This window comes from Nocardiopsis sp. M1B1 (assembly GCF_052466615.1).
This window is the reverse complement of record NZ_CP196194.1, coordinates 2,889,950-2,915,386: the sequence shown is the minus strand read 5'-3', so window position 1 is coordinate 2,915,386 and position 25,437 is coordinate 2,889,950. Positions and strand designations below refer to the sequence as shown.

The window sequence follows — 25,437 nt, the reverse complement described above, 5'->3', positions numbered from 1 at the left end:
GGCTATCCCCCGCTTCCCAAGGCGAGCTGGCAGCTGGGCGCCTCCGGCACCTCGTCGCACGAGACGAAGGCGCGTTCCTCGGTGTCGGAGACCGTGAAGCCCGCCACCCAGTACTGCTCGGGCCGCCTGGGCAGGGCCTCGGCGAAGAAGGGCCGGTCACCGTCGCGGAGGACGACCTCGTCCTCGTTCTCGCGGGCGTCGACGTAGCGCGCGCTCAGCTCCCACTCGCACGAGCGGTCGTGCACCACCGCCTCCACCCGCAGCCCGCCCGGGTCGAGGCCGCCGCCGAGGTCGATCCGCCTGCGGCTGAAGTACGGCTGTTCGCGGTCGGGGCCCTCGTCGGCGATGTACAGCTGCGGATCGTCGTGGTGGAGGTCGACGGTCACGCCCGGATAGGACGCCTCGCCCGCAGGCGGGGAGTCCACGACGGTGACGGCCGCGGGTTCGGTGCAGGAGATGTTGACGGGGGTCATGTCCACGATGCTCAGCTGGGAGCTGCGCGCGGACAGCAGGTTCATGGTGAACACGGTGGCGGCGGGCGGCCCGTCCTCCCCCCGCCAGGACCATCCCCCCGCGGGCTCGGCGCTCATGCGGTCGAGGTTGCGGACCAGCCGCCCGCCCAGGGGCCTCAGGAACTCCCAGACCTCGGCGGACTCGGTGCTTTGGAGCTGCTCTCCTTCCTGCTCCGTCAGGGGCCGGTCGAGGACGATCTTGTAACCCTCGGGGAGTGCGGTGTCGTAGGTGACGGAGCTGGTGAACGGTGCCCTCTCCCGGTCCGCCTCGGCCTCGGCCGCCCGCTGCTCGCGGAGCAGCGACTCGGTGGACCACAGGTCGTAGGCGTAGCCCGCGGCGTACCCGCCCAGGGAGACCAGGAGGAGGAGCGCGAGGCATACCGCCCACGCTCCCAGGCGCGTCCGCCGCCGCGCGCCGCGCCCCTCGGGAAAGTACCGCTGTTCCAGGATGCCGAGCACGGACGGCTCCTCCGGGCGCGGCCTGGACCGTCCGCGGGCGCGGGTCCAGCGCGGGGCCGGGGCCCGGGGCCGTCGTCTCGGCCGCCGCGGGGGCGGGGGCGCGGGCCGTCGCCCCGGCGGGCGCGGGGGTTGCTCAGGGGTTGCGGGCTCCGAGCCCGGGAAGCCCTCCTGGTCGTTCTCGCCCATGTCGAACGCCGGACCTCCTCCGCTCGGGGGACACACCCGGCGAGAGTAGCCCAGGGATCACTGTCGGTCGCCGGGTTTGACCGTAAACGGCCACCCGGCACGGCCCTTTCGGACCCTCACCGGTTGCGGGCGTTCCCGGGCCCGCACCGCAGCGGAACGGTGACCGGCCCGCTGCCCACCGGGCGGCGGGCCGGGCCCGGGAAGGGCCCCGCCGCCGGGGCCTCAGCCGGCGGCGGTGACCTCCAGCAGCGAGCCCACGCGCTCCACCGTCAGCCGGGACTCGCGGCGCAGGGCGGCGGTGTCCATGCCCTCGTCGCCCAGGACGACGAGCAGGGCCTCCATCCCGACCGCGTAGACGACCGCGTAGCCGCCCTGGCAGCGGGTGACGACCTCGCGCAGCGGTCCCAGCCCCGTCTCGTCGCCGGTGCGCTTGCCCAGGCCCAGGGAGGCGGCGGCGAGCGCGGCCAGCGCGTGGGGGCGGCCGCCCTGGATGTCGGAGGCCACCAGCATGCCGTCGGAGGCGGCCACGGCGCTGTCGGTCACGCCGACGACGCGCTCGCGCAGCAGCGCCAACTCCTCGGCGATCTGACCCTGAACCATCTACTCGCTCCCGTGCTCGTCGGTCGGCCGCGTCGTGCGGCCGGTGTGGGCGTCCAGGTCCTGAAGCGCGCTGCGCACCCTCTCCAGGGGCACCGCCGCGCGCTGCGCACGGCGCAGGGCGGCGATCGGCCCGGGCTCGGGCTCCTTGGGGCCGAACAGCCCCGGCCGGGGGCGCGGCCCCCGGGGAACCGGGGAGGGGGTGCGCTTGGGCAGGGCGGTCAGGCCGCCCGCCTCGTGTCCGCCGTCGGGCGGTTCGCCGCCGCGGGCCGGACGGGGTCGTCCGGTCGTGCTCATCGAACCGCCTCTTCCCCGACCTCCGCAGCCGTCCCATGGTCGGCGCCCAGCGAGCGCAGGCGTTCGCGCACGCTTCCGGGGACCGGAACCGACGGGGCCGGGGGCGCGGGGCGCACGGTGTTGGCGCCCGGGCGCCGCTTGGCCAGCGCGGACGGTCCCTCGTCCGGGGCGGTGGCCTCGGGGGTGCGTCGGGTGAGGCCGTCCGCGCCGCCGGGGGCCGCGGCCTCCAGCAGCCCGCGTTCGGTGAGGCGCGCGACGTCGGCCATGACCCCGGTCAGCCCCCGTCCCAGGGCGAAGGCCAGGTCCCGGGGGGTGCGGCGGCCGTTGGCCTGGGTGAGCAGGAGCCGGTAGGCGGAGGGCAGGGAGTCGTGTACCGGCCCGGCGGGCACGGGGCGGCGGCGGGCCAGGTCCGCGGGCGGGCCCCACCGGTCGGCGAGGAAGACCAGGCGGCGCCCGGCCTCGGCCAGCACCTCCTCCGGGTCCAGGCCGTGCTCCAGGCCCAGCAGCGGCGGCGCGGCGTCGGAGAGCACGGCCTCCACGCGGGGTTCAGGGGACAGGCACAGCGCCAGGACGCCGTCCGCCAGGGCCGTGGCGCACGCCAGTTCCAGCACCGCGGCCGAGACCGCGCCGCGGTCCAGCAGTTCCCGGGCCAGGCCGTCGGTGTGGGCGGCGGCCTCGTAGGCGGCGGCCCAGACCCCGGCGGGGACCGCGCCGGACCTGACCAGGAGGGTCTCGGGCGTAGGAGCGGCCGGTGTGGTGACGGCGGTGACGCGTCCGGCGGCCAGGTGGACCAGGGCCTCGGGCGGGCCGGTCAGGCGCAGGGCTCCGGTGAACTCCTCCTGGCGGGCGCGGAGCAGGGCCTCGGCCAGGGCCCTCGGGGGCGCGGCGGCGCTCATGACAGCAGCGCCGAGGTGTGCTCGTCGGCCTGGAGGCGGGCCAGCGCGAGGTTGGTCCGCGCGCGGTCGAAGACCAGGACGAGCAGGGCCTCGTCCGCGCCCGGGGAGGGCACGGGGCGGGTCAGCACGTGGTGCCCGCCGGTGGTGACCACGCTCTCCCGGACCTCCGGTTCGCGGGAGGCCAGGGCCAGGTCGAGGGCCAGGTGGTGGGAGTCCGCGACGTGCTCGGGGTCGGGCAGCGCCGACACCGCCCCCGACCGCGCGTGCGCCCGGCCCGTCGCGCGGTCCACGAGCATCGCGGCCACGACGCCGTCACAGCTCAGATAACGCTCCGTGGATACAGCTGTGCTCGACACGTGCCCCCCGGTGTCTGGTTGCCTCCAAAAGACATTTAACAGTCAAAGATGAGCAAAGAGGACACACTGTGGTAACGATGGACTCCAGCCACAAACTGTCCACTTACGCACCCTCCAGGCGTTTCGCTAATTTTCGTCATGTATCGCCGCTCCTGCGGTGGACACCGAGCGTGAGGAGACGCCATGAACGCCGACGCGGCGATGAAGGAAGCCATGGGGATCGAGGGCGCCATCGGCGTCGCGGTCGTGGACTACGAGAGCGGCATGTCCCTGGGCACCATGGGCGGGGGCGGCCACTTCGACCTGGAGATGGCCGCGGCGGCCAACACCGAGGTCGTGCGCGCCAAGACGCGCGCCCTGGGCGCGCTCGGCCTCGACGACCGCATCGAGGACATCCTCATCACGCTGAGCAGCCAGTATCACCTCATCCGCCTGCTGGAGAAGGCGCACGGCAGCGTCTTCCTCTACCTGGCGCTGGACCGCCAGCGCGCCAACCTGGCCATGGCCCGCCACACCCTCCGGCGCGTGGAGAGCGAACTCCAGCTCTGACCCGGCCCGTCCTGCGCCCGGGGCGGCGCGGGCACGGACTGCGGCCCTGCGCGGGCTCTCCCGCCCCGGCGCCCCGGCGCCCCGTCTCGAACGGCGCGCCGACCGCGTGCGGCCGGGCACGCTGGCGCACCGACCGGAGGCGCGGTCAGCGGGAGAGCAGCTCCCCGTCGTCCGGCGCGCCCTGCCAGCTGCGCCACAGGTCGGCGTAGCGCCCCCCGGCGGCGACCAGCTCGGCGTGCGTCCCCTGCTCCACGACGCGGCCCCGGTCCATGACCACCACGCGGTCGGCGGTCTGCGCCTGGGTCAGCCGGTGCGCCACCACCAGCGTGGTGCGCCCGGCGGTGGCCGCGGCGGCGGCGCGCTCCAGCCGTCGGGCGCCGGAGCTGCCCGCCTCGGCTGTGGCCTCGTCCAGGACGGCCACATCCGGGTCGGCCAGCACCAGCCGGGCCAGCGCCAGGTGCTGGGCCTGCTCGGCGGTCAGGGCGTGCCCGCCCTCGCCGACCACCGTGTCCAGCCCCTCGGGCAGGGCGCGCACCCACTCCAGGGCGCCGACGGCCGCCAGGGCGGCCTCCGCCTCGGCCGCGTCGGCCCCGGCGCGGGCCAGGCGCAGGTCCTCCAGCAGGGTTCCGGCGAACACGTGGGTCTCCTGGCTGACCAGGAAGACGTGTTCGCGCACCCGCCGCTCCCCCAGCTCCTCCAGGGGGATCCCGCCCAGGTACACGGTTCCGGCCGTGGGCGTGCGCAGGCCGCTGACCAGTGCGGCCAGCGTGGTCTTGCCCGCGCCGCTGGCCCCGACCAGGGCCACGCGCTCGCCCGGGGCGACCTCCAGCGACACCTCCTCCAGCGCGGCCGGGCCGCCGGTGCCGTAGGAGTGGGTGACCCCCGCGACGCGGACCGAGGAACCGGCCGGGCCCTCCTCCGCGCCGGGGTCGGCCTCCACCGGGATGTCGACCACACCGGCCAGGCGGGCCAGGCTCGCCCCGGCCGACTGCACCTCGTTGAAGTTCATGACCAGGAAGATCAGCGGGCCGAACAGGCGGTGGAAGTACAGGGCGGCGGCGGTGACCATGCCGACGCTGGCCAGGTCGGCGCGCACCAGCCAGAACCCGGCCACCAGCACCGAGGTCAGTCCGACGCACTCGGCGGCGTTGAGCCGCGACCCGAAGCGGGTGAACAGCCGGAACACCGACACCGTGATGTCCATGGCGGCGGTCGAGCGGTCGCGCACCCGGGACTCGTGCTCGTCCTCCAGTCGGTAGGCGCGCACGGCGGAGCGACCGCGCAGGGCGCCCATCATCGCGTGCGAGCGCTCGCCCATGGCCACGCGCTCGCGGGCGTAGTAGGGGCCCGAGCGGGGCAGGTACCAGCGCACGGCCGTCACGTAGACCGGCACGCAGAGCATCGCGGCCAGGCCCAGGCGCCAGTCCAGGGCGGTGATGCCCACCGCGGTCAGCAGGACGGTGGCCAGGGCCACGACCGCGTCGGGGCCGCTGCGGGCGATGCTGGCGGTGACCACGGCGACGTCGTCTCCGACCCGGGAGAGCAGGTCGCCGATGCGCACCCGCTCCAGGCGGGCGGCGGGCATGCGCAGCACGCGGTCCATGACGCGTTCGCGCAGGCGGGCCAGGACGGTCTCGCCGACCCGGCTGACCAGCCAGCTGCCCACACCGGTGAGCAGGCCGCCGAGCAGCCCCGCCCCGGCGATGAGCAGGACCGAGGACAGGACGGTGTCCAGCCCCCGCTGCGCCGAGATGTCGTCGACCATCCGGCCCAGCACCCAGGGGGCGACCAGTCCGGCGGCGCTGCCCGCGAGCACGGTGGCCAGGGCCAGGGGGGCGCCCCAGCCGGTGCCGCGCACCCCCTCGCCCAGCACGGCCCACGTGCGGCGGGCCGAGGCGGTGGGGAGCAGTTCCCCGTGTTCGCTCGCGGAGTCCTCCACCGGCGTGCTCATCGGTCGTCCTCGGGGTCGTGGTGGCGGGGAAGGGGGGCGCGGCGGCCCGGGGCGGCGGTCGGCGGCGGGGCGCTCCGATGCGCGGCGAACGGCCGTGGGGCGCACCGCGTCGGTGCCGCACCCGGCGGGGCGGTCACCGCAGCACCGCCTCGCGGTAGTCCGCGTCCTCCTCGACCAGCCGCGCGTGCGTGCCCGTGCACCGCACCCGCCCCTCGGCCAGCACCACGACGCGGTCGGCGCGGGCCAGCAGCGCCGGGCTGTTCGCCACGACCAGGGTGGACCTGGCCGCACCCGCGCGGGCGGCGGCCGTGCCCCGGGCGATGGCCTCCTCGGTGACCGCGTCCACGGCGGTGGTGGGGTCGTGCAGCACCAGGACGGGCGGGTCCGCGACCAGGGCTCGGGCCAGGGCCACGCGCTGGCGCTGGCCGCCGGAGAGGTTGGCCGCGCGGTCGGCGACCGGACGGTCCAGGCGCTCGGGGTGGCCGTCGACCAGGTCCGCGGCCGAGGCGGCGCGCAGGGCGTCCAGCAGCCGCTCCTCGTCGCCGCCCGCGCCGGTGTCCAGATTGGAGCGCAGGGTGCCCTCGAACAGGGTGGCCCCGTGCTCCTCCACCAGGACCGCCTCGCGCAGGGCGTCCAGGGCGAGTTCGGGGACGGGGACGCCGCCCACCGTGAACGTGCCCTCCAGGGCCGCGGGCTCGGCCCGGCCCGAGAGCAGTTCCAGCAGCGCCTCGGCGTCGCGGGGGTCGGTGGTGAGCACGCCCACGAGTTCGCCGGGGGCGAGTTCGAGGTCCACCCCGCGCAGCGTGCGGTAGCCGACCCCGGACAGCGCGACCACGGGCTCCTCCGCGCAGGCGCGCTCGCCCGGGGTGACCGCGTCGGGGGCGTTGAGCAGGCGCACCAGCCGCCGGGCGGAGGCGCGGGCGGTGGCGAACAGTTGGCCGACCATGCCCAGACTCTGCACGGGTTCGGCCAGGAACTGGGCGAGGCCGATGACGGTGACGAGTTCGCCGACGCTGAGGCGGCCCTGGAGGGCCATCCACCCGGCCACGCCCGCCACGCAGGCCAGGAAGACGGCGCTGGCGGCGGTGACCAGGCCGCGGTAGACGCCGTTGCTGGCGGCGGCGCCGACCGAGGCGTCCAGGGCCAGGGTGCTGGCCCTGCGGTAGCGGGCGGCCGCGTTGTGCCGCGCCCCGATGCCCATGAGGACGCGCAGACCGCTGACCAGGTCGGTGGCCAGGGCGGTGGCCCCGGCGGCGGTGGCCTGCTTGGCCTCGCTGCGCCGGGTGATGCGGGCGGCGGGCAGGCGCAGGAGCAGCATGAGCAGGGGGACGCCGACCAGGACGCCGATCCCCAGGGGGACGTCCACGGCCAGGAGCGCGACGGTGGTGACGATGATGGCGACCGCCACGGCGATCGAGGCCGACCAGGCGCGCACGTACAGGGCGGCCTGCTCGGCGTCGGAGGTGGCCACCGACAGGACCTCGCCCGCGCGCAGGCCGCTGCGCTCGCCGCGCGGGTCCAGGGCGCGGCGGGCGGCCTCCACCCGCAGCAGGTGCGCCTCGTTCTCGACGGCGCGCAGGGTGAAGCGGGCGCCGTTGCGGTAGGCCTGGGCCAGGACGGTGAAGAGCACGACCATGCCCGCGACGCAGACCGCGAGGGCGCCGACGTCGCCGGAGAAGACGGCCCAGTCGATGGTCAGGCCGATGGCCACCGGCACGAGGGCCTCGGCGACCTGGTGCAGGGAGAGCAGGACCACGCCGACCAGGACGCGGCCGCGGTTGCGCCGCAGGGTGCGGCGGCGCAGGGCGCGCACGCTGTCGGGGACCTCACGCCCGGGGACGCCGGGGGAGCGCGGTTCACGCTCGGCGGCGGGGGCGGTCGCGGGGGCGGCGCTCACAGGGCGGGTCCGCTCGGCGCGGGGCGCGCGGCCCCGTACAGACGTCTACTCATCCGATGTCCTGTTCCCCCCGCTGTGTCGTGCCCTGGGCAAGGCTAGTGGGCGGGCGGAGCGCCCGCGGAACCGGGAGGACCGGCCCCGGACCACCGTGCCACACCAACCTTGGTTAGGCTAACCTTTCCCGTGTCGACATACGGTCACAGCACCCCGAGACCGGACGAACCCGACACCCGCCGCTCTCCGACCCGAACGAAGGGGCCGCGCCTTGCGCATCAGGCATCCGAACCACCGCACCATGATCCGCACCCGGGTGGCGCGCACCGAGCGGACCAGCGAGCACTTCCTCACCGTGACGCTCACGGGCGAGGAGCTGACCGGGTTCGAGTTCCTGGGCCTGGACCAGTGCACGCGGATCCTCTTCGCCCGACCGGGCCAGGAGAGGCTGCACCTGCCCGTCGCCGACAGCGGCGGCGACGGCAACGGGTGGGTGGCCGCGTTCCGCGCCATGCCCGACGACCTGCGCCCGCACGTGCGCAACTACACCGTCCGCCGCTTCGACGCCGAGGCGCTGGAGCTGGACATCGAGTTCGTCGCGCACGGGGACGAGGGCCCGGCGTCGGCGTGGGCGCTGGCCGCCTGGCCCGGCGACGAACTGGGCCTGTACGCCGAGGGGATCTACTACCTGCCTCCGGAGGAGGCCGACTGGCACCTGCTCGTCGGAGACGAGAGCGCCGTACCCGCCCTCCTCTCCATCCTCGAACAAGCCCCCGCCCACCTACGCGGACAGGCCTACCTCGAAGTCCCCAGCAGCGCCGACATCCGACCCGTCACCGCCCCGCCCGGAGTGGACGTGCACTGGCTACCCCGCACCGACCCCCACACCATCCCCGGACAACTCGCCCTGGAGACCGTACGCGCCGCCGAACTGCCCGAGGGACGCCCCTACTGCTTCGTCGCAGGAGAGAACGCCCTGCCCACCGAACTACGCCGCACCCTCGTCCGCCAACACCACATCCCCAAAGACGACATCGCCTTCATCGGCTACTGGCGCCACGGCGTGGCGGCCTACTCATGACGGTGTGACCCTCGACACGGCCGCGGCCCGCGAGGAGCGCCGCGCGGCCCCGCGGACGACCGTGCACAACGGACTTCACCGTCATCCGCGGTTTTCCGCGCCCTCCGCCACGGGCTTGCGCAAAACCACCGACTCCAGCACCATAACCTTTGCTTAGGCAAGGCTAAGCTCATCCACTCCACCGAATGAGGCCCCATGAACCCCGGTCCGCTGACCCGCGGCGGCGCGATCGCCGCCGGCGCGCTGTCCCTCCTGCTGCTCGCCGCCTGCGGCGGCCAGACCTCCGGCTCAGCGGAAGGCGGCTCGGACGGCGAGGTCGCCGAGGGGTACCCGGTCACCGTCGAGACCATCTTCGGCGACGTGGAGATCGCGGACAAGCCGACCAACGTCGTCGCCATGGGCTGGTCCGACGCCGAGACCGCACTGGCGCTGGGCGTGCAGCCGGTCGGCGTGGCCGACTGGCAGGCCTACGGCGGCACGGGCGTGGGCCCGTGGGCGGCCGACATGTTCGAGGAGGAGCCGGTCCAGCTCGGCACCATGGAGCCGAACCTGGAGGCGATCGCCTCCCTGGAGCCCGACGTCATCCTCGACACCCGCTCCGACAACAGCCAGGACCGCTACGACCTGCTCTCGCCGGTGGCCCCCGTGGTCGGCCCGCCGCCCGGCGTGGAGGTCACCTATGGCACCACCTGGCAGCAGCAGACCCGCCAGGTCGCCCAGGTGGTCGGCGAGCAGGAGCGCGCCGAGGAGCTCATCGAGGAGCTGGAGGGCCGCTTCGCCCAGATCCGGGAGGAGAACCCCGAGTTCGCCGACATGACCCTGACCGTGGGCGCCTACTTCGACGGCCAGTACGGCGCCTACGTGCCCGGCGACTCCCGGGTGGACCTGCTCCAGGAGCTGGGCTTCCAGTACAAGCCCGAGGTCGAGGAGATGGCCGACGGCGCCTTCTACGTGGACCTGAGCCCGGAGCGGCTGGAGGTCCTGGACGCGGACCTGACGGTCATGTTCCCCATCGGCGGCACCGCGGACCACCTGCGCGAGGACCCGGTGCTCCAGGGCATCCCCTCCGCCGAGGACGGCCGCATGGTCATCCTGGACGACATGGAGCTGGCCAACGCCTTCTCCAGCGGTTCGTACCCGGGCATCTCCCACGCGCTGGACGAGCTGGTTCCGCTGCTCCAGGAGACCCTGAACGGCTGAGGCCCCCGCCTGCCGGGCCCCGCGGAGCGCGCGCTCCGCGGGGCCCGTCGTCGTCGGGGCCACTCCCCCGCGAAGGCGACACCGCCCCAAAAGAACACAGAACACACTTTTCACCCCAGCCCCATGGGAGCGATCCCAACTTTTCGCCCGACCCCCCTTGTCCGCGAGCGGTCGCGTACGTACAGTCACTTAACGCTTGTTCAGTGGGCGCCCGCCCACGCGGGCACGCCCCCCGCGGCCCGTGCGGAACCCGCTATTTCGCACGCGTCACGGCACCGGGCGCGCCCGTCCCCCCCGCTCACCGGAGTACGCCATGACAAAGAGCGCCCGCCGCAGTACCCGCCGCACCGCCACCGTCGCCACGGCGGTGACCGCCTCCGCCGCGCTGGCCGCGGCGGTCCTCACCGCACCACAGTGGACGGGAGGCGCCGTGGACGGGGCCAACGCCGAACTCAGCGCCGCGCCCGGGGACATCGTCTGGTCCGACGAGTTCGACGGCGCCGCCGGAAGCGCCCCCAACCCCGCCAACTGGAACCACGAGACCGGCGCCCACGGCTGGGGCAACAACGAACTCCAGAACTACACCGACAGCCGCGCCAACTCCGCCCTCGACGGCCAGGGCAACCTCGTCATCACCGCGCGCCAGGAGGCGGACGGCTCCTACACCTCCGCCCGCATGACCACGCAGGACAAGGTCGAACACGCCTACGGCCGCATCGAGGCCCGCATCCAGATCCCCCGCGGCCAGGGCATCTGGCCCGCCTTCTGGATGCTCGGCTCCGACTTCCCCGACACCCCCTGGCCCGACTCCGGCGAGATCGACATCATGGAGAACGTCGGGTACGAGCCCCACATGGTGCACGGCACCGTGCACGGTCCCGGCTACTCGGGCGCGAACGGCATCGGCTCCTCCTACACGCACCCGCAGGGCTGGTCCTTCGCCGACGACTTCCACACCTTCGCCGTCGACTGGAGCCCGGGATCGATCACCTGGTCGGTGGACGGCAACGCCTACCACACCCTCACCACCGCCGACGTGGGCGGCAACCCGTGGGTCTACGACCAGTCCTTCTTCATGATCCTCAACATCGCCGTGGGCGGGAACTGGCCCGGCTACCCCGACGGCACCACCCAGTTCCCCCAGCAGATGGTCGTCGACTACGTCCGGATCTACGAGAACTGAGCGCCCCTTCCCGGAGTCGCGCGCGCGACTCCGGGAAGGGCCGTCAGCGCCCGTGGCACGTCTTCAGGTAGCTGAGGAACGATGCCTGCAACCCGGTGACGTGCGTCTCCCGCAACAACGCGTTCGAAACCCGCTCCGACCGCCCCCGGGTGCGCAGCTGTTCCACCGCCGTGAGGACGTTGCGGGCCATCGCGCGGTAGAAGGGGACCTCCCCCAGCAGTTCGGCCTCGTTCAGCGTGATGTGCAGCCGTGGGGCGGCCGCGTCCCCGCCGGGTTCCGGCAGGGCTTGGACGAGGTCGAAGACCCGGCTGTCCGTACTGGCCACACCGGGGCTGCCCGCGCCGACGCTCGCGAAGAGCCCTGTGTCGCGCAGCCACGCGTAGAGGGCGAAGAGACCTCCGTAGGAGTAACCGAAGAGGCCGTGTCCGGACTCGCTGACACGCAGCCTCGACCGCAGGTGCGGGTGGAGTTCGCCGGTCAGGAAGTCGAGGAAGAGGTCGGCCCGGGGTTCCTCCAGCTCCGCGAGGTAGGCGTCGACCTGCTCCCGGGTCATCGCACCCGACTCGCGCGCCGCCGCGAGGGTGGCCAGCATGTCGTCACCGACGGGTTCGCCCGGCGGCACGAGGTCGCGGTTGCGGATGTGCGCCCAGTCCGCGGCCTCCTCACCGGCGTACCCGACGCTGACCTGGACGTAGGGGGCGATCGCCAGGTACGGGTCCGCCTGGGTGACGATGAGGGGCGCGGTGAGGCCGACCGCCCAGTTGCCGTCCAGCACGTAGATCAGCGGCAGGGGGTCCGTGGAGTCCGCGTAACCGGGGGGCGTGGTCACCCAGACGCCGTAGCGGTGCCCCGACCGGGCGGTCACCTCCAGGTACTCCGTGTCCGGCAGACAGCCGTGCAGTATCTCGCTCAACGGGTCTCTCCCTTGGTCAGGCCGTCCTCGACGCACACGTCGACCGCGGTCGGGTCAGCGCCCGGTCCGTCCGCGACGGCACCGCCGACCGGCCGTGCACCGGTCAGCGAACCCCTCCCGCGGGCCGCGGCCCACTGTCCTCAACAGTGGTGAAACCGTCAACGGAGGCAACGTGAGATCGCCGGCGGGGGAAGGGAAGAAGCGTCTCCTGGAGTCGCTGTTCGACGAGTTCGGCGAGAACGGCCCCAGCCCGAACCTGTCGATGCGCCAGGTGGCGGAGCGGCTCGGCGTGCACCACACGCTGCTGACGTACCACTTCGGGTCGCGGCCGGGACTGCTGCGCGCGGTGCTGTTGGAGGCGCGCCGCCGCGACAACCTCGTCATCGCCGCGACCGGCGGCGAACTCGGGTTCGCGGCCCTGTGCGGAGCGGTCTGGGACTTCTACTCGGACCCCGCGCACGAGGACCGCACCCACGCCTTCTTCCACCTGGTCGGGCTCGCGGTCTACGAACGCGACGCGTTCCAGGAGCTCGTCCTCGACATCGACGGCCTGGCGAACCTTCTGGAAGCGGCGGCCCTTCGCGACGGCGCCACGGCGGCCGACGCCAGGCAGCGGAGCATCATCGCGACCGCGTGCCTGCGAGGACTCCTGCTGGAGAGGCTGCTGACCCCGACCGCCGAGGTCGATGCCGCGGCCGAGCGCTTCATCACCTCGTTGGCGGCGCCCGGGGACGGGCGTCAGGCGTCGTCGGCCGACGCGGCCCACGGACCGACCGGCCGGTAGGCCGCGTCGGCGCCGGACCCGGCGCACGGAACGGTCCGCGTGCGTCCGGCGCGGGACCGGAGCGGCCCCGCGCCCGGGCCGTGCCCGCTCGACGCGGCGGGCAGCGCCCGCCTCCGGGGCGCCCGGGCCCGCAGGCGGGCGCCCCGGGCCGGGGATTCGGCCCGGGGCGCCCGCCTGCGACCGGTCAGGGCCGGAAGACGACCTTGAACACGCCGTCCTGCTTCTTCTGGAACTTCTCGTAGGCCATCGAGGCCGCGTCCAGGCCCACGTGGTGGGTGGCGAAGTCGTCCACCCCCAGCGGGTCGGCCCCCTCCAGCAGCGGCAGGATCTCCGGCACCCACCGGCGCACGTTGGCCTGCCCCATCCGCAGCTGGATCTGCTTGTCGAAGAGCGTGAGCATCGGCATCGGGTCGGCCATGCCGCCGTACACGCCGATCAGGGAGACGGTCCCGCCGCGCCGCACCAGGTCGATGGCGGTGTGCAGGGCGGTCAGCCGGTCCACTCCGGCCGTCTCCATCATCTTGGCTGCCACGCCGCGCGGCATGAGGTTGGCCACGCGCTGGGCGAACTTGGCCGAGCCGTGCCCGGCCGCCTCCATGCCGACCGCGTCGATGACCGCGTCCGGGCCGCGCCCGTCCGTGCGGTCGCGGATCTCCCGGACCACGTCGTCGGTGCCCTTGGAGGAGTCGAACACCTCCACATCCCGGGCGGCGGCACGGGCACGCCGTTCCGGCACCGGGTCCACGCCGAACACCCGGCCCGCGCCCAGGTGGCGGGCGACCCGGCAGCACATGTCGCCGATCGGCCCCAGCCCCAGGACGGCCACCGATCCCCCCTCGGGGACGTCGGCGTAGCGGACGGCCTGCCAGGCGGTCGGCAGCACGTCGGACAGGAACAGGTAGCGGTCGTCGGGGCCCTGGTCGGACACCGGGACCGCGGTGGTCTCGGCGCGCGGAACGCGCAGGTACTCGGCCTGCCCGCCGGGCACCGCGCCGTAGAGCTTGCTGTAGCCGAAGAGCGCGGCGCCCATGCCCTGCTCCTCGACCTGGGTGTTCTCGCACTGGCTCTGGAGACCGGTGTCGCACATGAGGCAGTGCCCGCAGGAGATCTGGAAGGGGATGACGACCCGCTGTCCGGGGGTGAGGGAGGTGACGCCGGAACCGACCTCCTCGACCACGCCCATGGGTTCGTGTCCGAGGATGTCCCCCGGGGTCATGAACGGTCCGAGCACCTCGTACAGGTGCAGGTCGGAGCCGCACAGGCCCGAGCTGGTGATCCGGACGACGGCGTCGCCGGGCTCCTCGATCCGCGGATCGGGAACGGTCACGGTGTCGACGTTCCTGGTGCCGTTCCACACCACTGCCCTCATCGGTTCCCCCTGGTCTCGCGACGGTCGCGGTCGTCGCCTGGGGAGCGCGCGGCCCCCTGGGCTACCCTCGGCCACTACCCGGCCCGTTCAGGCGGAAACGGGGGCGCGGGCGCCCCGGAACCGGTCCGTTCCCGACCCGGTGGCCACCCACGCTCACCTCGGTTCGGAGGTGTCCCTGACCGGGCCGTCCTCGACGGCCGCGCCGGGCGCCCCGCGCTCGGGAGCGGCGGGGCTGTGCGCGTGCTGGGGCGGTGCGGTGTCCTCGCCCGCGCCCTCGCCCGCCGCCGGAACGCGTAGGGCGAGCAGGGCGACGTCGTCGCCGCCGGGGGCGATGCGGGCCAGGAGTTCGTCGCAGAAGTCCTCGACGTCGCGGTCGGCCAGGGCGGCGGCGTGGCGGCGCAGGTTGGCCAGTCCCGTGTCGATGGGATGGTCGCGGCTCTCGACGAGGCCGTCGGTGTACAGCAGCAGGGTGGACTCCGCGGGGAGCTCCTCGCGTGCGTCGGTCCACTCCAGGCCCAGGTGCAGGGCGGCGCTCATGCCCAGCAGGGGGCCGTGGCCGTCCTCCAGGTAGCGGGTGCGGCCGTCGGCGGTGACGAGCAGCGGTGGAGGGTGCCCGGCGTTGACCCAGTGGAAGTACCAGGGACCTCCCTCGGGGCCCTCGATACGGGCGAAGACGGCGGTGGCCATGGAGGCGTCGCTGGTGTTGGTCATGGCCTCGTCCAGCCGCCGCACGATCAGGCTGGGCGGTTCCTGGCGGTCCCAGGCCAGGGCGCGCAGCATGTTGCGGACCTCGGCCATGTGCGCGGCGGCCTGGAGGTCGTGGCCGACCACGTCTCCGATGACCATGGTCATGACGCCGTCGGCGAGCAGGAAGGCGTCGTACCAGTCCCCGCCGATCTCGGCGGCCTGCTGCGCGGGCTGGTAGCGGGCGGCGAACCGCAGGTGGTCGACCTGCGGCAGCGGGGTCAGGAGCTGGCGCTGCATGGTCTCGGCGACGTGGCGCTGCTGCGCGAAGAGCTGGGCGCTCTCCATCACCAGACCGGCGCGCCGGGCGACGTCCCCCAGCACGAGGACCTCGGCGTCGGTGTAGGCGGGGCGCTCCCCGGTGCGGGCCACGGTCAGCGCCCCGAAGACCTGCCGGTGGGTGTGCAGCGGCACCACCACCGCGGAGTGCCCGCCCAGGCGGTCGAACAGCCGCCGGTGCGCCCGGGCGAGCGGCTCGTCCGGCTCGCGGGCGAGGTCACCGGCGTCGAAGAGGACGGGCTGGGTGCTGTACAGGGCGCGCATCAGCGCCGCGTGGGAGGCGGGCGACAGCGGCGGCAGCGGGCCCTTGAGCGCCTCGGCCGTGTCCTGGTCGCCGAAGGCGTGCACGGCGACGCGCTCCACCTCCTTGGTGCGCCCGTCGGTGACCATGTCGACCACCGCCCAGTCCCCCAGTTCCGGCACCAGCAGCCGGACCAGCCTGTCCAGCATCTCGGGCACGTCCTGGGTGGAGACCAGGACCACGGAGATCTCCGCGACCAGGCTCAACCGGGCGGTGAGCTCCTCCAGGGCCGCCAGGTGCGCCGCGGTCTGCTCGGCGGCGTCGCGGTGCGCCCTGAAGTCGTGGAAGACGATGACCGCGCCCTCCAGGCGCCCCTCCTTCTGGAGCGGGGTGGTCGCCCAGATGATGGGCACGAGCGTGCCGTCCCCGCGCAGGAAGGACTCGCTGCTCCCCTCGGCCGGGTGGCCGCTGTCGAGCACGGCCAGGACGCGGCACTCCTCCCGAGGCGTCGGCTCCCCCTCCGGGTCGCGGTGCAGCAGGTCGTGCAGGTCCAGGCCGAGCATCTCCTCCCTGGGCCGGTCCAGGATGCGCTGCGCGTAGGGGTTTGCGGCGGTGATGCGGCCGGTGGTGTCGATGACGAACATCCCCGCGCCCACGCTGTCGAACACCGCGCGCAGCAGGCCGGTCTCCAGCGGCCAGCCGTCGTCGCTCATCGCGCCGCCCTCCGGTCACCGCGCCGCCGCGCGGAGTTTCGCCCCGGCCTCACCGGGGTCGTCCGAAGGTTGCGCTCGAAGACACCCATGCGGTTCGCGTACCCACGTTTCTCCTGACGACCGGCGTCGCCAGTCTGCCCCGCGAGGCGGCCCGGGAAGCGCATTGCGGAGTCGGCGGCATGTCACACACCGCCGCACGGGCCCTCTCCGGCGAACGCCGCGCCACGCCCCGGGCAGGGAACTCCGACGCTGATCCCATGTATTGAAGCGTTCCTCACGGCTGAAGCCGGAGGACTCCCGCCTACCTCGCGGTGGCGGGCTTGACGCGACGAACGCGCCTGACGACTGCCCTCCCGGCAGCCGGGACCGCCACGAGGCCGATCCGGTACAGGTGCAAGACGTTACGGGCCGCGTTCCAATCGGCGTTCGCCGTGAAACCACAACCAGTCTTCTTACACACGAACGTGGCCTGACTCATCCGGCTGCCCGGCGTGGTGAATCCGCACTCCGAGCAGCGTTGGGAAGTACCAGGCGCAGGGACCTTCACCAGAGTGCCGCCTCGTTGGGCGAGCTTGTACGCCAACATCGTGACCGTCTGTCCCCACGCCTCCTGACTGATGGCACGGTTCAGCCCGGCTTTTTGCGCAACGTTCCTGCCAGGCTCGGCGACGGTGCCCTTGGCGGAACGGGTCATGTTCGTGATGGTGAGCTGTTCGACCACCACGATCGCGTATTGCTGAGCGAGGGCAGTGGTGGTCTTGTGCTGCCAGTCCTGGTGGCGTCGCGTGGCTCTTGCGCGCAACCCGCGGATCTGGTCATAAGTGTGGTGCAGACGGCGCGATACGCTCTGGCCGGGCTCGCAATGCTGTTTTCGCTGGGCGGCTTGTCTCTCAAGGCGCAAAAGCTTGGCCTTCTCCTTGGAGTCGAGCCACTTGTCGCGATCAGCTTTGCCGCTCTCAGTCTTGGTAAGGCGACCGTGATCCTGGTGATTGCCATCGGACAGGGCCAAGGGAATCGTGACGCCCACGTCGATACCGACCTCAGCCCCACGGTGGGAACCAGGTGCACTCTCCAAGGCCTGGACACGGAAGGCGATGTGCCAACCGAGCGCGTCCTTGACCAGCCGTGCCCCAGTGATCCGGTTCTCGGCGTTGGCGTACTTGCCCACGGGCAGGTCCCTGGTCCAACGGAACCGCACCCGACCCACCTTGGGAACGTTGACCATGCCCCACCGACGGTGCACGCGGACGACGTTCAAATTTCGTCCCTGGGGAACGTCCACCGACATCGTGGACCGGATACGGGACTTGAAAACGGGCTTTTTCACCCGGCCGTCCCAGCAGTTTCTCCAAGCCCGGTGGTAGGTCTTCAGGACCGCTTGGGCAGCCTGAGCAGGCAACACCGATAGAAAGTCGATGTCCGCGCGGGCTTGTCTGATGGCCGTGTCGGCGTCCTTGAGATCCACGCGCCGGTTCTGGCCGACCATGGTCCACCACTCATGCAGCAGGTTTCACAGGGCACGGGCGGCGTGTCCCTGGCCATCGAGCTTGGCCACCTGCATGGGCGACAGCGCGAGCCGGGCACGGTGCCCGTACTGACGCTTGACCAAGGTGTCCTGACTCATGACTATAAGCCTACCCTTCACTTATGCCACCGTAGCGTGGAACTAATTACTTGACATGGGCCAGCAGCAAGTTTTTTCCACTTTTGTACACATTTGTTTTCCTCGATAAGTGCCGGCATGGGCCGTCAACGAAATCAATGCTGACGCGTTTTTCGTTGCCATGCGGCAGTACATCGAGTGGCAGCGGCCGGTCTGGCGACCAGATGTGAGGAGGTGTTCATCGTTCTGGAGAAGCTGCGCGGGCTTCCCGGGGTCCGCGCGGTGGAGTCGTGGACGCACCTGCACGCGGTCAAGGAGGAGAACGACCTGGCGCTCCCCCGCTGAGGGGTCCGGCGGCCCGCTGCGCGGCGCCCCGCGCGGGCGGCCCCCGTGCGCCCGGCACCCCGTCCGGGCCGGTGACGCTCACCCGGACGTCCCACCATCGGACGGTCGGTGCCAGAATGCGCAGTGTGAGACACCAGCACTCGGACAACGCAGACCCCGCCCAGGACTCCCCCCGGATCAGCCCGCCCAAGAGCAGCGCGGCCGGACTCCCCGCCGTGCTCAACAGCCTCCGCCACCTCAACGAGCACACCGGCGTGCGGCGCGGACTGCCCGCCATGCTCGCGATCAACCAGAAGCGCGGCTTCGACTGCCCCGGCTGCGCCTGGCCCGAGGGGGACAAGAGGCACCGGGCCGAGTTCTGCGAGAACGGCGCCAAGGCCGTCGCGGAGGAGGCCACGGCCACGGCGCTGACCGGGGAGTTCTTCGCCGAGCACCCGGTCTCCGAGCTGGCCGGGCGGTCCGGGTACTGGCTGGGCCAGCAGGGCCGCCTCGCCGAGCCGCTGTACCTGGCCGAGGGCGCCACCCACTACGAGCCGGTCAGCTGGGAGCGGGCGCTGGACCTGGTCGCCGAGGACCTGCGCGCGCTGGACTCCCCGGACCAGGCGGTGTTCTACACCTCCGGGCGCACCAGCAACGAGGCGGCGTTCTGCTACCAGTTGTTCGCCCGCGCCCTCGGGACGAACAACATGCCCGACTGCTCCAACATGTGCCACGAGTCGTCCGGTTCGGCCCTGACCGAGACCCTGGGCGTGGGCAAGGGCAGCGTGTCCCTGGAGGACCTGCGCGAGGCCGACCTCATCATCGTGGCCGGGCAGAACCCCGGCACCAACCACCCCCGCATGCTCAGTGCCCTGGAGCGGGCCAAGAAGTCCGGGACGCGGATCGTCACCGTCAACCCGCTGCCCGAGGCGGGGATGCGCGAGTTCCGCAACCCCCAGCGCCCGGGCGGCCTGCTGGGGCGCGGCACCGAGCTGACCGACCTGTTCGCGCAGGTGCGGCTGGGCGGCGACCTCGCCCTGTTCTCCGCCCTCAACCGCCTGCTGCTGGAGGCCGACGAGCGCGGTGAGCCGGTCCTGGACCGGGAGTTCGTGTCCGCCCACACCCACGGTTTCGAGCAGTTCGCCAAGGCGCTGCTGGCCGAGCCGGACGAGGAGTTCTGGGCGCGCACCGAGCGCGACACCGGCCTGGAGCGGGAGCTGATCGAGCGGATCGCCGCGATGGTCACCTCCTCGGAGCGGATCGTGGTGTGCTGGGCGATGGGGCTGACCCAGCACCGGCACTCGGTGCCCACCATCCGCGAGGTGGTCAACTTCCTGCTGCTGCGCGGCAACGTGGGCCGCCCCGGCGCGGGTGTGTGCCCGGTGCGCGGCCACTCCAACGTGCAGGGCGACCGCACGATGGGGATCTTCGAGCGCCCGGCCGAGGAGTTCCTGGACGCCCTGGGCGCCGAGTTCGGCTTCACGCCGCCTCGCGAGCACGGGTACGACACTGTCAACGCCATCCGCGCCATGGCGCGCGGTGACGTGCGGGTGTTCTTCGCGATGGGCGGCAACTTCGTCGCGGCCACCCCGGACACGCTGGTGACCGAGGACGCCATGCGCCGGGTGGGGCTGACGGTGCACGTGTCCACCAAGCTGAACCGCTCGCACGTGGTGACGGGGACGCGGGCGTTGATCCTGCCCGCCCTGGGGCGCACCGACCGCGACCTGCGCGACGGCGAGCCGCGCTGGGTGACGGTGGAGGACTCCATGGGCAAGGTGCACGCCTCCCACGGCGTGCTGGCCCCGCTGGCTCCGGGCATGCGCTCGGAGGTGGACATCGTCTGCGACCTGGCCGGACGGGTGCTCGGCGACTTCCCGGTGGCGTGGTCGGAGCTGACCGACTACGACCGGGTGCGCGAGCACGTGGCCGCGGTGGTGCCGGGGTTCGAGGACTTCAACGCCCGCGCGCGCAGGCCCGGCGGGTTCACCCTGCCGCACGCGCCGCGCGACGACCGGCGCTTCCCGACCGCGACCGGGCTGGCCAACTTCACGGTGAACGGCACGTACGCACCGCAGGTGCCCGAGGGTCGGCTGCTGTTGCAGACGCTGCGCTCGCACGACCAGTACAACACGACGGTCTACGGGCTGGACGACCGGTACCGGGGCATCAAGGACGGCCGCCGGGTGGTGCTGGTCAACCCCGAGGACGCCCGGGAGCTGGGGCTGGCCGACGGCGCCTACACCGACCTCGTGAGCGAGTGGCACGACGGCAGGGAGCGGCGCGCGGCGCACTTCCGGGTGGTGCACTACCCGACCGCGCGCGGGTGCGCGGCCTCCTACTTCCCGGAGACGAACGTGCTGGTGCCGCTGGACTCCACGGCCGAGGTGAGCAACACGCCGACGTCGAAGTCGGTGGTGGTGCGCTTCGAGCCGGACTCCGGGGCCGTTTGACCCCGTGACCGGTGCGGCGCCCCGGCCCGGCCCCTTCGCCGGGCCCCGCGCGCCGCACCGGGAGCCCTTCCGGTCGGCCCGCCGGAGACCGTCCCGCCGACCGGGTCCCGGGGCGCGCTCCCCGGGGCCCGGCGGGGCCGTCAGGCCTTGCGGGCGACGCCGCAGTACTGGTCGGCCGCGACGATCTCGCCCACCTCCGCGGCGTCGGGCCGCCAGAAGGGCGCCGAGACCACGCCGGGCTCCAGCAGGTCGAGCCCGTCGAAGAAGCCCGCGATCTCCTCGGGGCTGCGCAGGTGGTAGGGCAGGGGCGCGGTCTCGTTCCAGCGCCGGGACGCCTCGATCATCGGTTCGCTGGTGTCGGTCCCGTCGCACAGGGCCAGGAAGCTGCCCGGGGGCAGCGCGTCCACGTAGGCGCGCACGGTGGCGTAGGCCCGGGCGTTGTCGGGGGTGTGTCCCATGGTGCCCAGGATGGTGAGCGCGATGGGCCGGTCGAAGTCCAGGTGGGCGGCGGCCGCCTTGAGGACCTGCTCGGGCTCGTGCAGGTTGGCGTCGACGTAGTGGACCTCCCCCGCCCCCTCTCCGACCAGCAGCGCGCGGGCGTGCGTGAGCACCAGCGGGTCGTTGTCCACGTAGACCACGCGGGCGTCGGGTGCGGCGGCCTGGGCGACCTCGTGGGTGTTGTTGTGCGTGGGCAGCCCGGTGCCCACGTCCAGGAACTGGCGGACGCCCTCCTCCCGGGCCAGGTGGGTGACCGCGCGGATGAGGAACTCCCGGTCGGCGCGGGCCGCGGTGACCATCTCCGGGTAGGCCTGGAGCACGTAGTCGCCGACCTCGCGGTCGGCCGGGTAGTTGTCCTTGCCTCCCAGCCAGTAGTTCCACACCCGGGCGGAGTGTGCCACGGTGGTGTCGATGGGGGGTGTGTCCGTCATGGTGTGCCCTCTCACGGGAAACGCGGTTCGCGCCCGTATTGTCCTGCTTGCGGAAAGCGTGACGCAAGCGAAAACGCCGTGTGCGCGGGCGTTCGCGAACGACGGGCGCCTTCGCCCGCCCCGCCCCTCGAACCCGTCAGGGCCTTCTGCCGGACCCGGTCCGGGCCCTCGCCCCGCGCCCCCGAACGCGTCCCCGGCGCGGGGGCTCCCGCGGAGCCGCTCGTACTCTGGGGCGATGCCGAGCATCTACCTGATCCGTCACGGGAAGGCCTCCCCCGAGGCGGAGGACTACGACGAGTTGAGCCCGACCGGCTACGAGCAGGCGCGCCTGCTGGGCGCCGAACTCCGGCGGCGCGGCCCCCGGGTCGGCCGCGTGGTGACCGGTGAGCTGCGCCGCCAGCGCCAGACGGCGGCCGCGGCCCTGACCGAGGCGGGCCTGGACCTGGAACCGGTCGGCGACGAGCGGTGGAACGAGTACGACCACCTCGGCCTGCTGGGCGCCCACCCGGTCGCGACCGGCTCGCTCCAGGATCGGCTCGACGCCTCCCTGACCTCGTGGATCGAGGCCGGGGGCAGCGGTCCGGGCACCTGGGAGGGTTTCCGGGGCGGGGTCCGGCAGGCGCTGGACGACCTGGTCGCCGGGCTGGGCAGGGGGGAGACGGCGCTGGTCTTCACCTCCGCCGGGGTGATCGCGACGGTGTGCTCGATCCTGCTGGGCACGGCGCCCGCCGGGTTCCTGGCCCTGAACCGCGTGGTGGTCAACGGTTCGGTGAGCAAGCTGCTGCACGGCCGGGGCGGCACCCGGCTGCTGTCCTTCAACGACCACGCCCACCTGGAGCAGGGCGGCCCCGCGCTGATGACCTACCGCTGAGCGCCCGTGCCGCCCGCCTCCCGGCGCTCGGCGTCGCGCCGCAGCACCGCGCGCAGGGCCAGTTCGTAGCCGAAGACCCCGCACCCGGCGACGTAGCCCGCGGCCACCGGCGCGGTCACCGAGGTGTGCCGGAACTCCTCGCGCGCGTAGACGTTGGAGATGTGCACCTCCACCACCGGCGCCTCGACCGCGTCGATCGCGTCGCGCAGCGCGATGCCGTAGTGCGCGTAGGCGCCGGGGTTGAGCACCACCCCCGCCCAGTCGCGCGCGGCGTGGATCCGGTCCACCATCACGCCCTCGCTGTTGCTCTGCGCGCACACCACCCGCACACCCAGCTCCTCTCCGAGGGAGACCACGCGGCGTTCGACCTCCGCCAGGGTGGTGGTGCCGTACTGCCCGGGGTCGCGGGTGCCCAGCAGGTTGAGGTTGGGGCCGTTGAGCAGCAGGACGGTGCGGGAGGGGTCGGACACAGCGGACATGCGGGTCAGCGCTCCTTCTCGGGTCGGTGGCAGCAAGCTTAGGGCCCGGGAGGCGGCGCGGCCCCGGTCGCCCCGGAGTCCTGCGGACGGGGTAGCATACCGACCAGTCGGTCAACGATTCGAGGAGGCGACCCGTGGCGTCCGCCCTGCTGTCCACGCGCGACCTGCACTTCCTGCTCTACGAGTGGCTCGACACCGAGGCGCTCACCAGCCGGCCACACTACGCCGACCACTCCCGCGAGACCCTCGACGCCGCGCTGGAGCTGGCCGAACGCGTGGCCACCGACCACTTCGCGCCGCACAACAAGGCCAACGACGCCAACGAGCCCCGCTTCGACGGCGAGCGCGTCCACGTCATCCCCGAGGTGAGGAAGGCCCTGGAGGTCTACGCCGAGACCGGGCTGAGCGCCGCCGGGATGCCCGCCTCCGTGGGCGGCGCCCAGATCCCGCATGTGGTCTCCAGCGCGTGCGGCGCCTACTTCCAGGCCGCCAACCTGGGCACCTCGGCCTACCCCTTCCTCACCTCGGGCAACGCGCGCCTGCTCCTGGCGCACGGCAGCCCCGAGCAGGTCGACACCTGGGTGCGCCCCATGGTGGAGGGGCGCTTCACCGGGACCATGTGCCTGTCCGAGCCGCAGGCGGGCAGCTCGCTGGCCGACATCACCACCCGCGCCGAGGAGGACGGGCAGGGCGGTTACCGGCTGTTCGGCAACAAGATGTGGATCTCCGGGGGCGACCACGAACTGACCGAGAACATCGTGCACCTGGTGCTGGCCAGGATCCCCGGCGGCCCGCCCGGGGTCCGGGGCATCTCCCTGTTCGTGGTGCCCAAGTACCTGCTGGAGGCCGACGGGTCGGTCGGCGAGCGCAACGACGTCGTGCCCGCCGGGCTCAACCACAAGATGGGCTACCGGGGCACCGTCAACGCGCTGCTCAACTTCGGCGAGGGACGCCACACCCCCGGCGGGCGGCCCGGCGCGGTGGGCTACCTGGTCGGCGAGCCCCACCAGGGGCTGAAGTACATGTTCCACATGATGAACGGGGCCCGGATCGGGGTGGGCGCGGGCGCCGCCGCCGTCGGCTACACCGGCTACCTCAAGTCGCTGGCCTACGCCCGCGAGCGCCTCCAGGGCCGCCCGCTGGGCGGCAAGGACCCCGAGCGGCCGCAGGTCCCCATCGTCGAGCACACCGACGTGCGCCGGATGCTGCTCGCCCAGAAGAGCTACGTCGAGGGCGCGCTCGCCCTGGTGCTGTACTGCGCCCGGCTGGTGGACGAGACCGCCAGCGCCGGGGACGGGGAGGCGCGCGAGCGGGCCCACCTGCTGCTGGACGTGCTCACGCCGATCGCCAAGAGCTGGCCCTCCCAGTGGTGCGTGGAGGCCAACAGCCTGGCCATCCAGGTGCACGGCGGGTACGGGTACACGCGCGAGTACGACGTGGAGCAGCACTACCGGGACAACCGGCTCAACCCGATCCACGAGGGGACCCACGGCATCCAGGCCCTGGACCTGCTGGGCCGCAAGGCCGTGCTCGACGGCGGCTCCCGGCTGTCGCTGCTGGTGGAGACCGCGCGCGCCACGGCGGACCGTGCCCGGGAGCTGGGCGGACGCGAGGCCGAGTACGCGGGGCTGCTGTCGAAGGCCCTGGACCGGACCGCGGAGACGGCCGCCGCGGCCTGGGCCGGGGGCGACCCGGCGGTGGCGCTGGCCAACGCCACCCCCTACCTGGAGGCGGTGGGGCACGTGGTGGTCGCCTGGATGTGGCTGGAGCAGCTGGTGGCCGCGCACGGGCGCGAGGGCGGCTTCTACGAGGGCAAGCGCGCCGCGGCGGCGTACTTCTTCCGCCACGAGCTGCCGCGCACCTGGCCGCAGTTCGACCTGGTGGCCTCGCGCGACCGCACGGTGCTGGACGTCTCGCCCGACGTCCTCTGAGGGACGGTGCCGGGAGGCCGGGGCGCGTGCGCCCCGGCCTCCCGGCCGCCGGTTCCCGGGCGCAGGACACCCCGGCGAAGGGACGGCGGCGCCGTTCAGCCCCCGGCCGGGCGGAGGCGTTCGGTCTCGGGCACGTCCAGAAGGAAGACGCGGCCCAGGTTGGCCTCCTGGTAGCCGTGGTCGGCGTTGGCCACCCGCACGCGCTCGGGGCTGACCTCCACGATCCGCACCCTGATCGGCTCCTCGCGCCCGGGGAGGCTGAGCAGCCAGGGGTCGGCCAGGTAGGACAGTCCCCGGGCGTCCAGGGCGGCGCGGGCGGAGTCCTCGTCACCGGGACCGTCGAGCGGACGGCCGAAGGGGGTGACGGGACGGTAGCGCCCCTCCCCCACGGGTTCGAGGTAGCCGAGCACCTCGCCGTCCTCGTCGCGGCGGATCCCGCCGGGGCCGATCCGCTCGGGCTCCAACAGGCCGATCCGGTGGTAGTGCCGCAGGGCGCGGGAGGTGACGCCGCTCATACGGCACACCTCGCCCATCGACCAGGACATCGCGGTCTCTCCCTCGTCGGGCCGGTCCCTCCGGCCCGGGGAACGACGTTAGGCGTTGACGCTACGTCAACCGCAACGCGTTCTCGCCCGGGTTCTCCCGC

General features: G+C 73.3%; 22 protein-coding genes. 8 read left to right on the top strand and 14 right to left on the bottom strand.

Translation table 11 applies throughout. The annotated features are described in order from the left end of the window. Positions 1-2 precede the first annotated feature (2 nt). From ACSTA4_RS12460 to ACSTA4_RS12440, 5 genes are all read right to left on the bottom strand, one after another. On the bottom strand, positions 3-971 hold the full coding sequence (locus tag ACSTA4_RS12460) for a hypothetical protein (protein WP_444963659.1): 969 nt from the start codon (positions 969-971) through the stop codon (positions 3-5). Positions 972-1,379: 408 nt separating this feature from the next. Next, entirely contained in the window at positions 1,380-1,757 is a 378-nt protein-coding gene (locus ACSTA4_RS12455) for a roadblock/LC7 domain-containing protein (RefSeq protein ID WP_274977556.1), read from the bottom strand. Then, the gene (locus ACSTA4_RS12450; protein WP_444963658.1) at positions 1,758-2,051 is read right to left on the bottom strand and encodes a hypothetical protein; all 294 of its coding nucleotides are present in this window, start codon (positions 2,049-2,051) and stop codon (positions 1,758-1,760) included. It lies immediately after the preceding gene. Continuing rightward, positions 2,048-2,947 (bottom strand): hypothetical protein, encoded by a 900-nt coding sequence (locus tag ACSTA4_RS12445; protein WP_444963657.1) that lies wholly within the window; start codon positions 2,945-2,947, stop codon positions 2,048-2,050. The genes ACSTA4_RS12450 and ACSTA4_RS12445 overlap by 4 nt, the downstream gene beginning before the upstream one ends. After that, the gene (locus ACSTA4_RS12440) at positions 2,944-3,303 is read right to left on the bottom strand and encodes a hypothetical protein (protein WP_444963656.1); all 360 of its coding nucleotides are present in this window, start codon (positions 3,301-3,303) and stop codon (positions 2,944-2,946) included. The genes ACSTA4_RS12445 and ACSTA4_RS12440 overlap by 4 nt, the downstream gene beginning before the upstream one ends. A 183-nt stretch (positions 3,304-3,486) precedes the next feature. Between ACSTA4_RS12440 and ACSTA4_RS12435 the strand changes: the two genes are divergently transcribed. Next, positions 3,487-3,852, top strand: a complete 366-nt coding sequence (locus ACSTA4_RS12435; protein WP_444963655.1) for a hypothetical protein — start codon at positions 3,487-3,489, stop codon at positions 3,850-3,852. Positions 3,853-3,997: 145 nt separating this feature from the next. Here the strand turns inward: ACSTA4_RS12435 and ACSTA4_RS12430 are convergent, their stop codons facing one another. Together ACSTA4_RS12430 and ACSTA4_RS12425 are read right to left on the bottom strand one after the other, a co-directional pair. Next, complete coding sequence (locus ACSTA4_RS12430) at positions 3,998-5,803, bottom strand: ABC transporter ATP-binding protein (protein WP_444963654.1); 1,806 nt, start codon at positions 5,801-5,803, stop codon at positions 3,998-4,000. 133 nt (positions 5,804-5,936) lie between these two features. Then, positions 5,937-7,700 (bottom strand): ABC transporter ATP-binding protein, encoded by a 1,764-nt coding sequence (locus ACSTA4_RS12425; protein WP_444963653.1) that lies wholly within the window; start codon positions 7,698-7,700, stop codon positions 5,937-5,939. Positions 7,701-7,995: 295 nt separating this feature from the next. On the opposite strand from ACSTA4_RS12425, the gene ACSTA4_RS12420 reads away from it, so the two are divergent. The 3 genes from ACSTA4_RS12420 (at position 7,996) to ACSTA4_RS12410 (ending at position 11,158) form a co-directional block, all read left to right on the top strand. After that, complete coding sequence (locus ACSTA4_RS12420; RefSeq protein WP_444964157.1) at positions 7,996-8,775, top strand: siderophore-interacting protein; 780 nt, start codon at positions 7,996-7,998, stop codon at positions 8,773-8,775. A 195-nt stretch (positions 8,776-8,970) separates the two neighbouring features. Then, complete coding sequence (locus tag ACSTA4_RS12415; RefSeq protein WP_444963652.1) at positions 8,971-9,975, top strand: iron-siderophore ABC transporter substrate-binding protein; 1,005 nt, start codon at positions 8,971-8,973, stop codon at positions 9,973-9,975. Between the two features lie 313 nt (positions 9,976-10,288). Next, positions 10,289-11,158, top strand: coding sequence for a glycoside hydrolase family 16 protein (locus ACSTA4_RS12410; protein WP_444963651.1), 870 nt, complete (start codon positions 10,289-10,291; stop codon positions 11,156-11,158). 43 nt (positions 11,159-11,201) lie between these two features. Here the strand turns inward: ACSTA4_RS12410 and ACSTA4_RS12405 are convergent, their stop codons facing one another. Then, entirely contained in the window at positions 11,202-12,071 is an 870-nt protein-coding gene (locus ACSTA4_RS12405) for an alpha/beta hydrolase (RefSeq protein WP_444963650.1), read from the bottom strand. Positions 12,072-12,243: 172 nt separating this feature from the next. Here ACSTA4_RS12405 and ACSTA4_RS12400 point away from each other — a divergent pair, with 172 nt between their 5' ends. Next, positions 12,244-12,855, top strand: coding sequence for a TetR/AcrR family transcriptional regulator (locus tag ACSTA4_RS12400; protein ID WP_444963649.1), 612 nt, complete (start codon positions 12,244-12,246; stop codon positions 12,853-12,855). A 184-nt stretch (positions 12,856-13,039) separates the two neighbouring features. On the opposite strand, the gene ACSTA4_RS12395 is transcribed toward ACSTA4_RS12400, so the two are convergent. The 3 genes from ACSTA4_RS12395 to ACSTA4_RS12385 all read right to left on the bottom strand — a co-directional run bounded on the left by ACSTA4_RS12395 (position 13,040) and on the right by ACSTA4_RS12385 (position 17,687). Continuing rightward, positions 13,040-14,224, bottom strand: a complete 1,185-nt coding sequence (locus ACSTA4_RS12395; protein WP_444963648.1) for an alcohol dehydrogenase catalytic domain-containing protein — start codon at positions 14,222-14,224, stop codon at positions 13,040-13,042. 153 nt (positions 14,225-14,377) lie between these two features. Further along, positions 14,378-16,201 carry a SpoIIE family protein phosphatase gene (locus ACSTA4_RS12390; protein ID WP_444963647.1) on the bottom strand — a complete coding sequence of 608 codons (1,824 nt, stop codon included), beginning with the start codon at positions 16,199-16,201 and terminating at the stop codon, positions 14,378-14,380. Between the two features lie 301 nt (positions 16,202-16,502). Next, positions 16,503-17,687: an RNA-guided endonuclease InsQ/TnpB family protein gene (locus tag ACSTA4_RS12385; protein WP_444963646.1), complete on the bottom strand. Its 1,185-nt coding sequence runs from the start codon at positions 17,685-17,687 to the stop codon at positions 16,503-16,505. A 578-nt stretch (positions 17,688-18,265) separates the two neighbouring features. Between ACSTA4_RS12385 and ACSTA4_RS12380 the strand changes: the two genes are divergently transcribed. Further along, positions 18,266-20,581 carry an FdhF/YdeP family oxidoreductase gene (locus tag ACSTA4_RS12380; RefSeq protein WP_444963645.1) on the top strand — a complete coding sequence of 772 codons (2,316 nt, stop codon included), beginning with the start codon at positions 18,266-18,268 and terminating at the stop codon, positions 20,579-20,581. Positions 20,582-20,721: 140 nt separating this feature from the next. Here ACSTA4_RS12380 and ACSTA4_RS12375 read toward each other — a convergent pair whose 3' ends face one another. Continuing rightward, positions 20,722-21,510 (bottom strand): SAM-dependent methyltransferase, encoded by a 789-nt coding sequence (locus ACSTA4_RS12375; RefSeq protein ID WP_444963644.1) that lies wholly within the window; start codon positions 21,508-21,510, stop codon positions 20,722-20,724. 235 nt (positions 21,511-21,745) lie between these two features. On the opposite strand from ACSTA4_RS12375, the gene ACSTA4_RS12370 reads away from it, so the two are divergent. Beyond that, the gene (locus tag ACSTA4_RS12370) at positions 21,746-22,381 is read left to right on the top strand and encodes a histidine phosphatase family protein (RefSeq protein ID WP_444963643.1); all 636 of its coding nucleotides are present in this window, start codon (positions 21,746-21,748) and stop codon (positions 22,379-22,381) included. On the opposite strand, the gene aroQ is transcribed toward ACSTA4_RS12370, so the two are convergent. Further along, positions 22,372-22,860 carry a type II 3-dehydroquinate dehydratase gene (gene aroQ, locus ACSTA4_RS12365; protein ID WP_444963642.1) on the bottom strand — a complete coding sequence of 163 codons (489 nt, stop codon included), beginning with the start codon at positions 22,858-22,860 and terminating at the stop codon, positions 22,372-22,374. The genes ACSTA4_RS12370 and aroQ overlap by 10 nt on opposite strands. 134 nt (positions 22,861-22,994) lie before the next feature. On the opposite strand from aroQ, the gene ACSTA4_RS12360 reads away from it, so the two are divergent. After that, positions 22,995-24,791, top strand: coding sequence for an acyl-CoA dehydrogenase (locus tag ACSTA4_RS12360; RefSeq protein ID WP_444963641.1), 1,797 nt, complete (start codon positions 22,995-22,997; stop codon positions 24,789-24,791). A 95-nt stretch (positions 24,792-24,886) separates the two neighbouring features. Here the strand turns inward: ACSTA4_RS12360 and ACSTA4_RS12355 are convergent, their stop codons facing one another. Then, positions 24,887-25,336, bottom strand: coding sequence for a MerR family DNA-binding transcriptional regulator (locus ACSTA4_RS12355; protein ID WP_444963640.1), 450 nt, complete (start codon positions 25,334-25,336; stop codon positions 24,887-24,889). Between the last annotated feature and the right edge of the window lie 101 nt (positions 25,337-25,437).